Below are 14587 nucleotides of genomic sequence, written 5' to 3' on the forward strand. Positions count from 1 at the left end.
CCTGTCAGGTCCATCCGTGGACTGGAAGCAGGGCGGCAGGGCTGGAGAGAGCCCGTGAACGATTCCGTAAGGAATACGAACCGAACCGTACAAGATATAAAATAGATAGAGCCCGCTTAGACTTAGAAAGAGACGGCAACGAAAGATATACAGAACAAATACAGAACGAATAGAGAGCGAATAGAGAGCGAAGCTGCCGCGGCAGCACCGCATACCGGACAGAGAACAGAACCGTATGGAGCCGATGAACGCAAGCTTCTCGAAGAGAGGCCCGTTCATGCGAGTGATAGGAGGAACGCGAGATGAACAAGAAAAGCGTGCGTGACATCGACGTAAAAGGCAAGCGCGTATTTGTGCGGGTAGACTTCAACGTGCCGTTGGAAGACGGCAAGATTACCGATGATACCCGGATTCGCGAGACATTGCCTACGATTCAGTATTTGGCGGAGCAAGGTGCCAAGATTATTTTGGCGAGCCACCTGGGACGTCCGAAAGGCGAGGTGGTCGAGTCGATGCGTCTGACGCCTGCGGCGAACCGACTGAGCGAGCTGCTCGGCAAGCCGGTCAAGAAGCTGGACGAATCGATCGGCGAGCAGGTGCAAGCGGAGATCAACCGCATGAACGACGGCGACATTGTCGTATTGGAGAACGTTCGCTTCCACAAAGGCGAAGAGAAGAACGATCCGGAACTGGCGAAGGCGTTCGCAGCGCTTGCGGACGTGTATGTGAACGACGCTTTCGGTGCAGCGCACCGGGCGCATGCTTCGACTGAAGGCATCGCGCATCATCTGCCAGCCGTATCCGGTCTGCTGATGGAGAAGGAATTGTCGGTGTTGGGCAAAGCGTTGTCCAATCCGGAACGTCCGTTCACATCGATTATCGGCGGCTCCAAAGTCAAAGACAAAATCGACGTCATCAACAAGATGCTGGAAATCTCGGACAACGTCATTATCGGCGGCGGTCTGGCTTACACATTCTTCAAAGCGCAAGGCTACGAGATCGGCCAATCGCTGTGCGACAATGAGAAGCTGGATGTCGCGCTTGGCTTCATCGAGAAGGCGAAGCAGCTCGGCAAGAATTTCTACCTGCCGGTCGATATCGTCGTATCGGATGATTTCAGCGCGGATGCCAATACGAAGATCGTCGCTATCGACGAGATCCCGGCGGATTGGGAAGGTATTGACATCGGGCCGAAGTCGCGCGAAATCTACGCGGATGTCATCAAGAACTCCAAGTTGATCGTATGGAACGGACCAATGGGCGTGTTCGAGATCGAACCGTTCTCTCACGGAACGCTCGAAGTCGCTCAGGCTTGCGCAGAGACCGAAGGTTATACGGTCATCGGCGGCGGCGATTCTGCGGCAGCGGTAGAGAAATTCCATCTGAAAGACAAGATGGATCATATCTCGACCGGCGGCGGCGCGTCCCTCGAATTCATGGAAGGCAAGCAGTTGCCTGGCGTAGTGGCATTGAACGATAAGTAAGGAAGTGAAGCGGCAGCGGCGATCCCGCCGCTTCTGCTGTGCAGAAGGAGTTGAGCTTGCGTGAGACAACCGATTATTGCAGGGAACTGGAAAATGTTCAAAACGGTCCCGGAAGCCGTCGCTTTCATTCAAGACGTGAAAGGGAAGGCGGAAGTAGAAGGCGTAGAAAGCGTCATCTGCGCACCGTTCACGAACTTGCCGGCTTTGGTGGAAGCAGCGAAGGGAACATCTATCAAGATTGGCGCGCAGAACCTTCATTTTGAGGATTCCGGCGCATTCACGGGGGAGATCAGCGGTGCGATGCTGAAAGACCTCGGCGTAGATTATGTCATCATCGGTCACTCCGAGCGCCGCGCGTACTTCGCGGAGACGGACGAGATCGTGAATAAGAAGATGCATGCCGCATTCCGGCATGGCCTGACGCCTATCGTCTGCGTCGGCGAGTCGCTGGAAGAGCGCGAAGCCGGCAAGACGAACGACGTGTGCAAAGTGCAGACGGAAGCGGCGTTCCAAGGCCTGTCCGCGGAGCAGGCGAAGACTGTCGTCATCGCTTATGAGCCAATCTGGGCGATCGGCACGGGCAAATCTTCGACGGCTCAAGATGCAAATGACTCGATCAGCTACATCCGCAGCGTTGTCGCCGGCTTGTACAATGAGGAAGTGGCGCAAGCGGTCCGCATTCAGTACGGCGGAAGCGTGAAGCCAGAGAATGTTCGCGAATATATGGGAGCGAGCGATATAGACGGCGCATTGGTAGGCGGCGCCAGCTTGCAGCCGGGTTCGTACATTCAACTGGTGGAAGGGGCGAAGTAAGATGTCTGCACCTAGACCTGTAGCTCTGATTATTATGGACGGCTTCGGACTGCGCAACGTGACGGAAGGCAATGCGGTCGCGCAGGCGAAGAAGCCGAATTACGATCGTTATATGAATACGTACCCGCATACGACCCTTACCGCCTGTGGTGAAGCGGTCGGTCTGCCGGAAGGCCAGATGGGCAACTCCGAAGTGGGCCATCTGAACATCGGCGCGGGCCGTATCGTCTATCAAGATCTGACCCGGATTACGAAATCGATCCGCGAAGGGGAATTCTTCGAGAACGAGACGCTGCTCGGGGCTGTCAAGCATGCGAAAGCGAACGATACGGCGCTTCATTTGTACGGCCTGCTGTCGGACGGCGGCGTGCACAGTCATATTGACCATACGCTCGCTATGCTTGAAATGGCTGCGAAGGCCGGCTTGACGAAGGTCTATATTCACGCCTTCCTCGATGGCCGCGACGTCGCGCCGGACAGTGCGATCGGTTATATCGAGCGCCTGCAGGCCAAAATCGACGAGCTTGGCGTCGGCCGCATCGCAACGGTGCAAGGCCGTTACTATGCGATGGACCGCGACAAGCGCTGGGAGCGGACGGAGAAGTCATACCGCGCGATGGTATACGGCGACGGGCCGAGATACCGCGATCCGCTGCAAGCGGTGAAGGAATCGTACGAGCAGTCGGTATTTGACGAATTCGTCATGCCGACGGTTATCGTCGACGAGAACAATGAACCGGTCGGCCTCGTGCGGGACAACGACGCGGTTGTGTTCTCGAACTTCCGCCCGGACCGGGCGATTCAATTGTCCCAGGTGTTCACGAACGAAGATTTCCGCGGCTTCGACCGGGGAGACCAGTTCCCGAAGAACCTGTACTTCGTCTGCTTGACGCTGTTCGCGGAGACCGTCGGGGGATTCGTGGCGTACAAGCCGAAGCAGCTTGATAATACGCTTGGCGAGGTGCTTGTCCAGCAGGGCAAGAAGCAGCTTCGCATTGCCGAGACGGAGAAGTATCCGCATGTGACGTTCTTCTTCAGCGGCGGCCGTGACGTGGAGCTTCCAGGCGAGAAGCGCGTTCTGATCGCTTCCCCTAAGGTTGCGACCTACGACCTGCAGCCGGAAATGAGCGCGTATGAGGTGGCCGAAGCGGCTGTGCGCGAGATTGAATCGGATGTGCATGACACGATTATTCTCAACTTCGCCAACCCGGACATGGTCGGGCACAGCGGCAAGCTGGAGCCGACGATCAAGGCGGTCGAGGCGACGGATGAGTGCATGGGCCGCGTCGTCGAAGCGGTACTGGCCAAGGGCGGTGTCTGCCTGATTACGGCGGATCACGGCAATGCCGATATGGTGTTCGACGAGGAAGGCCGTCCATTCACGGCGCATACGACGAATCCGGTGCCGTTCATCGTCACCGCGAAGGACGTCGAGCTGCGCGAAGGCGGCATCCTGGCCGATATCGCGCCGACGATTCTCGATCTGATGCAGCTGTCGAAGCCGGAAGAAATGACCGGGACTTCGTTAATTGACAAGAAATAATCAATACAGCTATTGTGAAAGCTAAGAAGATGAATGACAAAGGAGATGTATCCCCTATGACGATGATTATGGACGTATACGCACGCGAAGTGCTTGATTCCCGCGGCAACCCTACAGTAGAAGTCGAAGTAAAGCTTGAGTCCGGCGGCTTCGGCCATGCGATCGTGCCATCCGGCGCATCGACTGGCGCGCATGAAGCGGTTGAGCTTCGCGACGGCGACAAAGGCCGTTACCTCGGCAAAGGCGTGGAAAACGCCGTGAAAAACGTAAACGAAATTATCGCTCCTGAAATTATCGGCATGGACGCGCTGGATCAAGTCTTGATCGACCGCACCATGATCGAGCTGGACGGCACGCCGAACAAAGGCAAGCTGGGCGCTAACGCGATCCTGGCGGTATCGATGGCGGTAGCTCGCGCAGCGGCGCATGCGCTTGATATGCCTCTCTACACTTACCTGGGCGGATTCAACGCGAAGCAGCTGCCTGTTCCGATGATGAACATCATCAATGGCGGCGAGCATGCGGACAACAACGTAGACGTGCAAGAGTTCATGATTCTGCCTGTTGGCGCTCCTAACTTCAAAGAAGCGCTTCGCATGGGTGCGGAAATTTTCCACAACCTGAAATCCGTATTGAAAGGCAAAGGCTTGAATACGGCTGTAGGTGACGAAGGCGGCTTCGCGCCGAACCTCGGTTCGAACGAAGAAGCTATCCAAATCATCATCGAAGCAATCGAAAAAGCAGGCTACAAACCAGGCGAAGAAGTATTCCTGGGCATGGACGTCGCTTCCACTGAGTTCTACAAAGACGGCAAATACACGCTGGCTGGCGAAGGCAAATCCTTCACATCCGCTGAATTCGTTGACTTGCTCGCTTCTTGGGTGGACAAATATCCAATCCTCACGATCGAAGACGGCTGCTCCGAAGACGATTGGGATGGCTGGAAATTGCTCACTGACAAGCTGGGCGGTAAAGTTCAGCTCGTCGGCGACGACCTGTTCGTAACGAACACCGAGCGTCTGGCTACCGGTATTGAGAAAGGCATCGGCAACTCCATCTTGATCAAAGTGAACCAAATCGGTACACTTACCGAAACGTTCGATGCGATCGAAATGGCGAAGCGTGCAGGCTACACAGCGGTTATCTCTCACCGTTCCGGCGAATCCGAAGACAGCACGATTGCCGACATCGCCGTGGCAACGAACGCTGGTCAAATCAAAACGGGCGCACCTTCCCGTACGGACCGCGTAGCGAAGTACAACCAATTGCTCCGCATCGAGGACAACCTGGGCACAACTTCCCGCTACGATGGCCTGAAGTCGTTCTACAACCTCAAAAAATAAGACGAGCCGAAACAAGCGGACGTCTAAGCGAACCGGACTCCTGAGGGGGTCCGGTTTTTTATTGCTTAGGGATAGAGCCCCTTGAAATGATAGGGTGCTGGTCAACAGTTGTCCTAAAACGAAAGTTCAGGCATAAGCTGGACCTGAGGCTAGTTTTTACATTTGCCTCTTGCGGTGAGGGTCGCGGTCTGGATATAATGTATATCAGCTACTATTCAATGAACAATACTGATTGTTGATCATAACATAGAGTAGTGCAGAGTATTGCGATATAAGGCAGGTGAACGATATTGAAGGAAATTATTCAGTTCAAAAAAGGCGTGCTCGGCTTATGCGTGATGGTGCTGATCAATCAGCGCGATCGGTACGGCTTCGAGCTCGCGCAGCAAATATCGAAGCATGTGGAGGTAGCGGAAGGGGCATTATACCCCGTCCTTCGCCGCATGGTCGCGGATGGGCACTGCACGACCTACCTGCAGGAATCCACGGAAGGACCGCCGCGCAAATATTACAAGCTGACCCCTGCCGGCAAGGCGTACATGATGGAGCTGGTCAGCGAATGGGAGAAGTTCGTCGACGGCGTGCAAAGGCTGCTGGATACGGCTGCCGATGGAGACCAGGAGCTTGATAACGAAGACAACGGCGAGGCCGTTCACGCAGAGGCGGAAGGGAACGTCTGATTTTTTCAGTCTAAGAAGGTAGAACATTTGATTGCAGGGGTGAGAAAGAGTGCATAAAGAGTATTTTTTATTAAAGCTGAAGTATGGATTGATGTCGCTCCCGCCTGAAGATAGGGACGAGATTTTAGCGGAATACAGCGCCCATTTCGCATTCGGCGAACAGCAAGGGCGGACGGAAGAGGAGATTGCAAGGGAGCTCGGCGATCCGGAAGAACTGGCGGTCGAGCTGCTGGGGGCCCGGGATGAGGGGAATGCCGGAGGGAACGAAGGCCGGGCAGACCAGCCTGCAAGCTTTTACCAGCCGGACATGCAGGGGGCAGGCTACGGCCCGCATGGTGGCCATCATGGTGGGCCGCATGATGTGCCGCAAGGAACACCGCACGGAACACCGCACGGAACGCCGCCTATGCCGCCGCCGATGTATGATATGCCTTACAGGGACGGGTATGGCCCTCCACCGAGAAGCGCGATCAGTATTATCGGCGCTATCTTCTCTTGTTTTTTCGCTGTTCCGCTGCTTATCGCCGGATGGGGATTATGCGTTGCCCTGGCTGGCGTCGGGTTCACTCTGTTGATTGCTCCACTGCTGTATCTGTTGAAGCTGGCCTTCGGGGGAGCTTTCTACGGAGCGGAACTGTCCATCATGTTCATCATGTTCGGTATCGGAATTTTCATGATTCAGGGCATCGGCCTGTTGTTCCGCGCCTATGGCCGCCTGAATAGCATGTATTTCTATTGGGTTGCAGGAAGGGAGAGAAGATAGATGAATAAGTCCATTCTGAATATGGTCGGAATCGGCTGCATTGCTGCCGGTGTATTAGGTCTATTTGCATTCGGGACCAAGACGCTGACCACTTCCCAGCTCCCGCATTATGAATATACGATCGAGGCCGGAACGGATTTGAAGCGGCTCGAGCTGGAAGGAGACCGCGGCAGTATTCAGGTCAATTGGGTGTTCGACGGGGAGAACAAAATCGAGATTAACGGGCAGGCACCGGATAAGGTGGTATCCAACCTGAGCGAGGCGAAGGTGAAAAATGGAACACTTGTTCTCGACTACCGAACCAGGGAGCCGGAGCAATGGATTCGGCTTATCGGCGTCAACACGCAAAGTCAGAAGCATGAAATCACGATTCATGCGACGGAGACACAGGTACTGGAGCGTCTGAAGGCTAATGTAGCCATGGGAACAATTCACATCTCCGGCGGCCGGGTAGATGAACTGGAGGCGAACAGCAATCTCGGGGAAGTCATTGTAAAGCAGCTGCAAGGTAACCGAGTGCAGCTGTCCTCGGACGCCGGCTCGGTGCTGGCGGAGGACGTGGATGCGGTGATCGATGCAAGCTCCTCTCTCGGCCAGGTCAAGCTGCTGCATACTATTCAGCCCGTCACGGCCAAGGCGGATGCCGGCAATATCGTCATCGATCAGAAGGAACCGCATCCGATAACGGCCAGCAGCAATCTCGGCAGCATCAAAATATCGGTATCGCCTCAATTCGACGGCGTATATGATCTGCGTACGAATCTGGGAGATATCGACGCGCCGGATTCGAAAATGAAAAGCGATATGGTGATTCGGGCAAGAGCGGATCTTGGGGAGATTACCATTGTCGAAAAATAGCTTGTGATCTCGGGAGATGTGATTATAATCGGTTATAAGCGAATGTTCAAGGCGTCGGCGGCCGGCTGCGGTTAAAAGACGATTTTTTGAACAACCTCTATAATGAATTCATTTTAACTTTGCGGCATGAAAAGGGGCAATACGATGAAACCGATTCAGAAAGTACTCACATTGGCAGGCTCTGATTCCAGCGGGGGCGCAGGCATTCAAGCCGATTTGAAGACATTCCAGGAACGCGGTGTATACGGCATGACCGCGCTTACGACTATTGTTACGATGGACCCGGACGACTCTTGGGCACACCGCGTCTTCCCGATCGAGCTGTCGACAATAGAAGAACAGTTGAAGACGATTTTGAGCGTAGGCATTCAAGGCATGAAGACGGGGATGCTGGGTTCGATTGATATCATTGAATTGGCTGCGCGGACGATGGAGAAGCATAACATTCCGAACGTGGTCGTAGACCCGGTCATGGTCTGCAAAGGAGCGGATGAAGCTCTACATCCGGAGACGAATGACGCGCTGCGCGACATTCTTGTTCCGAAGGCGACTGTCGTTACGCCGAATCTGTTCGAAGCCTCGCAATTGGCAGGCATGGCTCCGATCCGTTCGCTGGACGAGATGAAGCAGGCGGCGGCTCTGATCCATGAGAAAGGCGCCAAGTATGTACTCGTGAAGGGCGGCTCCAAGATTGGCCTGCCGACCTCGGTCGATGTGCTCTATGACGGAGCGGACTTCGAGCTGCTGGAGGCGGAAGTCATCGACACCACCTTCACGCACGGTGCAGGCTGCACGTATTCGGCCGCGATTGCCGCCGAGCTGGCGAAGGGCCATTCGGTGCGCGACAGCGTCCATACGGCGAAGCGGTTCATTACGGAAGCGATCCGCCATTCGTTCCGCCTGAACCAGTATGTCGGACCGGTTCGGCATAATGCGCTGCGCCAGGTTCAGCACGGCGAGCAGGAGTAAGGGAAGTTGGGCTGCGGGCATCCGGAAGCGGGGCAAGCCTTCGGGAAGCCCTGTTCAACTTTTTAGTGGCAGCAGGGCGAGGTCCTTGCCTAATGTGTAGTCCTGTGCTACAATAATATTGCTGTTTTCATGCAGCTGAACGTTTTCGAAGGTGTTATCGCATTGGAGGTGGAAGTTGTGGAAATTTTCTTGAAAATATTGCTCGTCATCTTTTCAATCGGATTAATTGGCATAGTCCTGCTGCAAAAAGGGAAAAGTGCCGGCCTGTCAGGCGCCATCTCCGGCGGTGCGGAACATCTCTTCGGAAAGCAAAAGGCGCGTGGGTTGGAGCTGTTCATGCAGCGTGCAACCATCGTAACGGCTGCAGGCTTTATGATTGTATCGATGATTGTGGCTTATTTGGGAACGAAATAATGAAATGAGCAAGCGGGGACGGACGTCTCCGCTTTTTTGCTGTTTGAATGCCGGTCTGTGAAGGGACGGCTTGAACGGGTTGTCGTTAGCAGGTGGCGAACGGATGGACCGGCTGAGGTACGGCAAAAACTGCATGGCACGATTTCCGCCTCTCCGGGAAGACTGGGTACTAAGCCTTCTTCTGTGCCAGAGGAGCGGCTCTTGAATCTGCTGGAAGCAATCGAATGGAAGGAACGCCGCGGCTGCTGATGTTTTCGCATTTATTACGTGTATACGGGGGTATATATTGGTATACTGTTACAAGCAAGGTCATGGCGAGGTGTGAGGTGAGGACATGATAACGGAACAACAGTTGTTGGATTTTATGCGCGAAACCGCTTATAAGCCGATGACCTATCAAGAACTGGAGCAGCATTTCGATATTCAGGATGCTGCCGATTTCAAAGCATTTCTTGCAATGCTTGCCCGGCTGGAGGAAGAAGGCCAGATTCTCCGTACCCGGTCGGATTGTTATGGCGTTCCCGAGCGAATGAACCTGCTGCGCGGACGGCTGCAGGCGCATGCGAAGGGGTTTGGATTTCTGATACCGGATGAAACGGGGCATCCCGATGTATACATTCATGCCAACGATATGAAGACGGCGATGCACGGCGATATCGTGCTCGTCCGCATCACCAGCAAGGGAACGGACGGAACTCGGATGGAAGGCGCGGTCGTGCGCGTCGTCAAACGTGCGGTGGAGCAGATTGTGGGCATTTTTGAAAATCATGAATCGTACGGCTTCGTTATTCCGGATGACAAGCGCATTAACCGGGATATCTTCGTCGCGCGCGAGCATATGCATGGCGCGGTAACGGGGCAGAAGGTCGTCGTCCGGATCATCGTCTATCCGGAAGGGCGTGCGGCGGCGCAGGGCGAAGTCATCGAGGTGCTCGGGCATAAGGATGATCCGGGCGTCGATATTTTGTCGATTATCCGCAAGCATCAGCTTCCGGAGGCTTTCCCGGCCGAGGTGATGGCCGAAGCGGAGGCGGTTCCTGATGCGATTAGCGAAGAGGAGATCGTCAGTCAGGGACGCCGGGATCTGCGCGGCAGAACGATCGTGACGATCGACGGAGAGGATGCGAAGGATCTTGACGATGCGGTCCACTTGGTGAAGCTGCCGAACGGGCATTATGAGCTCGGGGTTCACATTGCCGATGTCGGCTATTATGTGCCGGAAGGCTCGGAGCTGGACCGGGAAGCATATGCGCGCGGCTGCAGCGTTTATTTGGTGGATCGGGTCATCCCGATGCTGCCGCACCGGCTGTCGAACGGCATCTGCTCGCTTCATCCGCATGTCGATCGGCTGACGCTGTCCTGCGTCATGGAGTTCGATGAGAAGATGAAGCCGATCCGCCATGATATCTTCCCAAGCGTGATCCGGACAGTGGAGCGGATGACGTATACGAATGTGCGCAAAATCGTCGAAGGTGAGGATCCGGAGGTTCGTGCGCGCTATGCGGAGCTGGAGGACTTCTTCCTGCTCATGAAGGAGCTGGCGCTGAAGCTGCGCAAGCGGCGCATGCAGCGCGGAGCGATTGATTTCGACTTCGAGGAGTCGAAGGTAATCGTGGATGAGCAGGGCAAGCCTGTCGATATCGTGAAGCGGGAGCGCTCGATCGCGGAGCAGATTATCGAGGAATTCATGCTGGCGGCGAACGAGACGGTGGCAGAGCATTTCCATTGGCTGCGCGTGCCGTTCCTGTACCGGATTCACGAGGAGCCGAACGCGGAGAAGCTGTTCCACTTTATGGCGTTCGCGGCCAACTTCGGCTATGTTGTGCGCGGCAAGGGCAATTCGGTTCATCCGCGCTCGCTGCAGATGCTGCTGGAGGAAATCGAAGGCACGCGCGAGCAGACGGTGATCAGCACGATGATGCTGCGGTCGATGAAGCAGGCGAAGTATGATGCCGAGAGCACCGGCCACTTCGGACTGGCCGCCGAGTTCTATTCGCACTTCACATCGCCGATCCGGCGTTACCCGGATCTCGTCATTCACCGCATCATCCGCGAGGTGATCCAGAACGGCGGGACGCTGTCCGAGAAGCGGCAGGAGTATTTGCAGACGCGCATGCCTGACATTGCGCAGCAATCGTCGGAGCGCGAGCGGGTGGCGGTGGATGCCGAACGGGATACGGAGGCGCTCAAGAAGGCCGAGTTCATGCTCGACAAAATCGGCGAGGAATTCGACGGCATCATCAGCAGTGTGACGAGCTTCGGCATGTTCGTCGAGCTGGACAACACGGTCGAAGGACTTATCCGGCTGAGCGATCTGACGGATGATTATTATCATTTCCACGAGCAGCATATGCTGCTGGTCGGGGAGCGCACGTCGAACATTTTCCGTATTGGCGACGAGGTTCGCATCCGGGTAGGCCGGGTCAATCTGGAGGACTACACGGTTGATTTTGAACTCGTGAGCAGCTCGCCGCGGTATAGCGACCGGGATGTGCGCGAGTTCGGGTTGGACCTGCGCAAGCGCAGCCGCGGGGGCAAAGGCGCCGAGCGCAGCGGGAACCGCGCCGCCCGGGGCGATGAGCGCGGCGGCAGCAATGGGCGCCGCGGGCGGCAGGGCGGCCCGGGCGCCCGCGCGGAGGCTGCGCCGCAGCCATGGCGCGGCGGTGGGACTAACGCCGGGACGCAGCCGGCGGGTTCGCCGGGAGCGGACGCGGAGGAATTGGCCGAGTCGCTCGAGGGCGACTGGTACAATCAGGCCGAGTTCCGCGAGCGGCAGGGCCGACGAGGCCGCGGCCGGCGCGGGAACGAGCCGCAGGTGAATCCGTATGAGCGCAGCAACGGCGAGCGGGCGCGCGGCAAGGGCGGCATTAGCCTCGGCCAGGACAGAGGCGGCAAGGCGGAGAAGGCCGGTTCGCTGTCGGATGGCGAGAACTGGGTCGAGGAGCTGATCGAGCATGCCGAAGCGGAAGCGAAGGAGACACAGCGCCGCTTCGACTTCGGCTCCGGACGCGGCGGATACGGCCGGCGCAGCAGCGACGAGCCAAGCGGCGGCGGGAAGACGGGCCGCAAGAGCACGTCCGAGAGCGGCATTTTCATCGGCGAGCCTGCCGCCCGGACGCGTAAGCAAGCGGGCCAAGCCGCGCGCAAGAAGCGGAAGGCAAGCAGCCAAACGGCGAAGTTCGTGCGCAAGAAGCGGTAAGGCATGTAACGGCCAGGCGGCCCTTCGGGGCCGCTCCTTCGGCCGATCATCCAAATTCCCCTTTTGCTGAAAAACTTTTCTAAATGATTTGCTATTTATAATCGAATATGTTATACTAACCTTGTTGTTAAATTTGAACCGCTATTCACATATTGAAAAGGGTATCATTTTACACAATGGAACTTTTTTCAATATGTGAATTTTTTTATATTTGATGTAAAAAATGGATCATATTCATTTAATTTTTGGAGGTTTATCCATGCAAACAGGTACAGTAAAATGGTTTAACGCAGAAAAAGGCTTCGGCTTCATCGAAGTCGAAGGCGGCAGTGACGTATTCGTACACTTCAGCGCAATCAATGGTGACGGCTTCAAGTCCTTGGACGAAGGCCAACGCGTACAATTCGATGTGGTACAAGGCAACCGCGGACCACAAGCGGAAAACGTAACCAAGCTGTAAGTAAAAGCCAAGCCGGACTGCTCTGAACATACGTGAGGGGCAGTTCTTTCTTTTGGTCCGATTATCAAAGAGGAGGGGTATCAAGATGAATTATCGCAAGAAGCCAGTAGAGGAAATTCCGGTGGAGGACACGGCAATCTGGTCGTGCACGAATGAGGACTGCAACGGCTGGATGCGGGACAATTTTGCCTTCGATCTGGAGCCGACTTGCCCGATGTGCTCCTCTGCCATGGCACGTGATATGAAAATGCTGCCTTTGCTTGTCAATACGAACGGCGATTCCAAGTCGAAGAAATCAGACGAGTAGCCGCGCTATACTCCTCTGTCATATCAAGAAGCTGACTGACGGTGGGCTTCTTGTACAGCAGGGGATGGTTCCTTGGTTGATGAATCGGAAATAGATGCAGTTGCAGGTTATATGTTGAGGGCCTTCCGCTTATGCGGTCGGCCCTTGCTGCGTTATGTTGAAGTACTCTTGATTGGCCTCAGGTCCCTCAAATGCGCCTGTGTGGCTTGAATGGTCTGTTCGCCAGAGCCAAGAGATGGTTAGGTATTGGACATTCTATTCCTATGGGCACCCACCCTCCCGAGTTATGTTAACGGTTAATCGGCCGGCATACATATGGTATAATGTACATATTGTTATTGTTGGGAGAGGAAGGGTAAGGTGATGGCAGATGACTCCTGCGGATATTTCTCTGGTTCATGTGGTGCTCCGTATGGTCCTGGCCGTCGTGCTGGGCGGCATCATCGGTCTGGAGCGGGAGAAGCGAAGCCAGGCCGCCGGCCTGCGCACGCATATGCTGGTTAGTCTCGGGTCGGCGCTTGTCATGCTGATCTCGGTGTACGGATTTCCCGTTCTCGATGGGCAGGGCAAGGCGCAGGTCGATGTGGCCCGGATTGCGGCTCAGGTGGTCAGTGGGGTCGGGTTCCTCGGAGCGGGTACGATTATTCGGAACGGCACAAGCGTCAAAGGTCTGACGACGGCCGCTTCCCTGTGGGTCTCGGCTGCGATCGGGCTGGCCTGTGGTTCGGGCTTCATTACGGCGGCGCTGCTCGGCTGCGGGTTATCGCTGGTCGCGCTGTGGGTGTTGAATCAGTATGATATCAAAAACCGGGTCGCCCACCGTCTTCATCTGTTGGAGATTATCGCTGACGAACGTGAGGGCTGGCTGACCGCGATGACGAAGGAAGTAGAGGCGCAGGGCATGTCGGTGCGCAGCTTCCGCATGCATGCCGTGTCCGCTGCACGGAGCAAGGGCTGGACCCGATGGCTGCAGCCGGTACGGGAAGAAGCAAGTGATTCTGAAGAGCCTGATGAGGTGGAAGGACGAGATGAGGATGAGCAAGACCCTGCGGATGGGGAGGCCGGTTCCGGCCGCTATGTGCGCATCGAGCTGAAGGTATTGGCCGAGGACATGAAATCGATCGCCGCGTGCTCGGAGCTGCTTCTCGCGAAGGAAGGCGTTCGGGATGTGCGGCTTGTGTCCTGAAGTGATTGTTTCGGTTTGCACGGGGTGATGATTTGACTTGTAGGTGTGGAAGTTTGGGAATGGCGCCGGTATCGGCTTGAGTCGGATGGGGATTTTCGTATTATTAGGTCAGCCAGAAACTTCTGGTTGGCCTTTTTTGGAGGCATCTTATGATGGCGGGTAGCCGGAAGAAAGATGGGGCTTTTAGGGGCGTAGACCTACTTGGCAGCCCGGGAGGTGAGACGTCTGATCGTCAATCCACTTCTTTCTAAACGCACGAAGAGCTCGCAGCTTCGAAAGGTGAAAACGGATGGGCCGATGCGGTGGCATTTAGCTGACATGTTTTCTCACTCTTTCTCGGCATATTGCAAAAACATGGCTATTCCGGATTTTCATTTATGAATGCTGGAAACTGTTGTGGGAGCGCAAGCGGAACCGAAGGGGGAAGCCCTGGAATGGGATTCGGCAGCTGCGGGAAATCCGTACAGAGCCATCGAGCTAAGAGAAGCGGTAACGTATTTGGAAAACGATCTGTTCCTTCCTTGGCTCCATAAAAGCATTGTCCTGCAATCTTTAACTTATTTTTAAC

Annotated in this window: 14 protein-coding genes; all 14 read left to right on the forward strand. The window is 55.6% G+C overall.

Going from position 1 to position 14587, the window contains the following annotated elements:
- Positions 1-302: 302 nt before the first annotated feature.
- The 14 genes from DQX05_RS00235 to DQX05_RS00305 all read left to right on the forward strand — a co-directional run bounded on the left by DQX05_RS00235 (position 303) and on the right by DQX05_RS00305 (position 14586).
- Complete coding sequence (locus tag DQX05_RS00235; protein ID WP_119789884.1) at positions 303-1484, forward strand: phosphoglycerate kinase; 1182 nt, start codon at positions 303-305, stop codon at positions 1482-1484.
- Between the two features lie 60 nt (positions 1485-1544).
- Entirely contained in the window at positions 1545-2297 is a 753-nt protein-coding gene (gene tpiA / locus DQX05_RS00240) for a triose-phosphate isomerase (protein ID WP_087440241.1), read from the forward strand.
- A gap of 1 nt (position 2298) precedes the next feature.
- Positions 2299-3840 (forward strand): 2,3-bisphosphoglycerate-independent phosphoglycerate mutase, encoded by a 1542-nt coding sequence (gpmI, locus tag DQX05_RS00245; RefSeq protein ID WP_119789885.1) that lies wholly within the window; start codon positions 2299-2301, stop codon positions 3838-3840.
- A gap of 56 nt (positions 3841-3896) precedes the next feature.
- The gene (gene eno / locus DQX05_RS00250; protein WP_119789886.1) at positions 3897-5183 is read left to right on the forward strand and encodes a phosphopyruvate hydratase; all 1287 of its coding nucleotides are present in this window, start codon (positions 3897-3899) and stop codon (positions 5181-5183) included.
- Between the two features lie 290 nt (positions 5184-5473).
- On the forward strand, positions 5474-5863 hold the full coding sequence (locus tag DQX05_RS00255) for a PadR family transcriptional regulator (RefSeq protein WP_119789887.1): 390 nt from the start codon (positions 5474-5476) through the stop codon (positions 5861-5863).
- 49 nt (positions 5864-5912) lie between these two features.
- The gene (locus tag DQX05_RS00260) at positions 5913-6626 is read left to right on the forward strand and encodes a DUF1700 domain-containing protein (protein ID WP_119789889.1); all 714 of its coding nucleotides are present in this window, start codon (positions 5913-5915) and stop codon (positions 6624-6626) included.
- Positions 6627-7484, forward strand: coding sequence for a DUF4097 family beta strand repeat-containing protein (locus DQX05_RS00265; RefSeq protein ID WP_119789891.1), 858 nt, complete (start codon positions 6627-6629; stop codon positions 7482-7484).
- A gap of 144 nt (positions 7485-7628) precedes the next feature.
- A complete protein-coding gene (gene pdxK / locus DQX05_RS00270) occupies positions 7629-8453 on the forward strand; it encodes a pyridoxine/pyridoxal/pyridoxamine kinase (RefSeq protein ID WP_119789893.1) in 825 nt (274 codons plus the stop codon).
- A 177-nt stretch (positions 8454-8630) separates the two neighbouring features.
- Complete coding sequence (gene secG / locus DQX05_RS00275) at positions 8631-8867, forward strand: preprotein translocase subunit SecG (protein ID WP_040733900.1); 237 nt, start codon at positions 8631-8633, stop codon at positions 8865-8867.
- A gap of 334 nt (positions 8868-9201) precedes the next feature.
- Entirely contained in the window at positions 9202-12066 is a 2865-nt protein-coding gene (gene rnr / locus DQX05_RS00280; RefSeq protein ID WP_119789895.1) for a ribonuclease R, read from the forward strand.
- A 259-nt stretch (positions 12067-12325) separates the two neighbouring features.
- Positions 12326-12526, forward strand: coding sequence for a cold-shock protein (locus tag DQX05_RS00285; RefSeq protein WP_006678561.1), 201 nt, complete (start codon positions 12326-12328; stop codon positions 12524-12526).
- An 85-nt stretch (positions 12527-12611) separates the two neighbouring features.
- On the forward strand, positions 12612-12833 hold the full coding sequence (locus DQX05_RS00290; RefSeq protein ID WP_119789897.1) for a cold-shock protein: 222 nt from the start codon (positions 12612-12614) through the stop codon (positions 12831-12833).
- 370 nt (positions 12834-13203) lie between these two features.
- Positions 13204-14019 (forward strand): MgtC/SapB family protein, encoded by an 816-nt coding sequence (locus DQX05_RS00295; protein ID WP_119789899.1) that lies wholly within the window; start codon positions 13204-13206, stop codon positions 14017-14019.
- A 381-nt stretch (positions 14020-14400) separates the two neighbouring features.
- The gene (locus tag DQX05_RS00305) at positions 14401-14586 is read left to right on the forward strand and encodes a hypothetical protein (RefSeq protein WP_119789903.1); all 186 of its coding nucleotides are present in this window, start codon (positions 14401-14403) and stop codon (positions 14584-14586) included.
- Position 14587 lies beyond the last annotated feature (1 nt).

Origin of the sequence: Paenibacillus thiaminolyticus (genome assembly GCF_003591545.1) — a bacterium.
Taxonomy (GTDB): Bacteria; Bacillota; Bacilli; order Paenibacillales; family Paenibacillaceae; genus Paenibacillus_B; species Paenibacillus_B thiaminolyticus_A.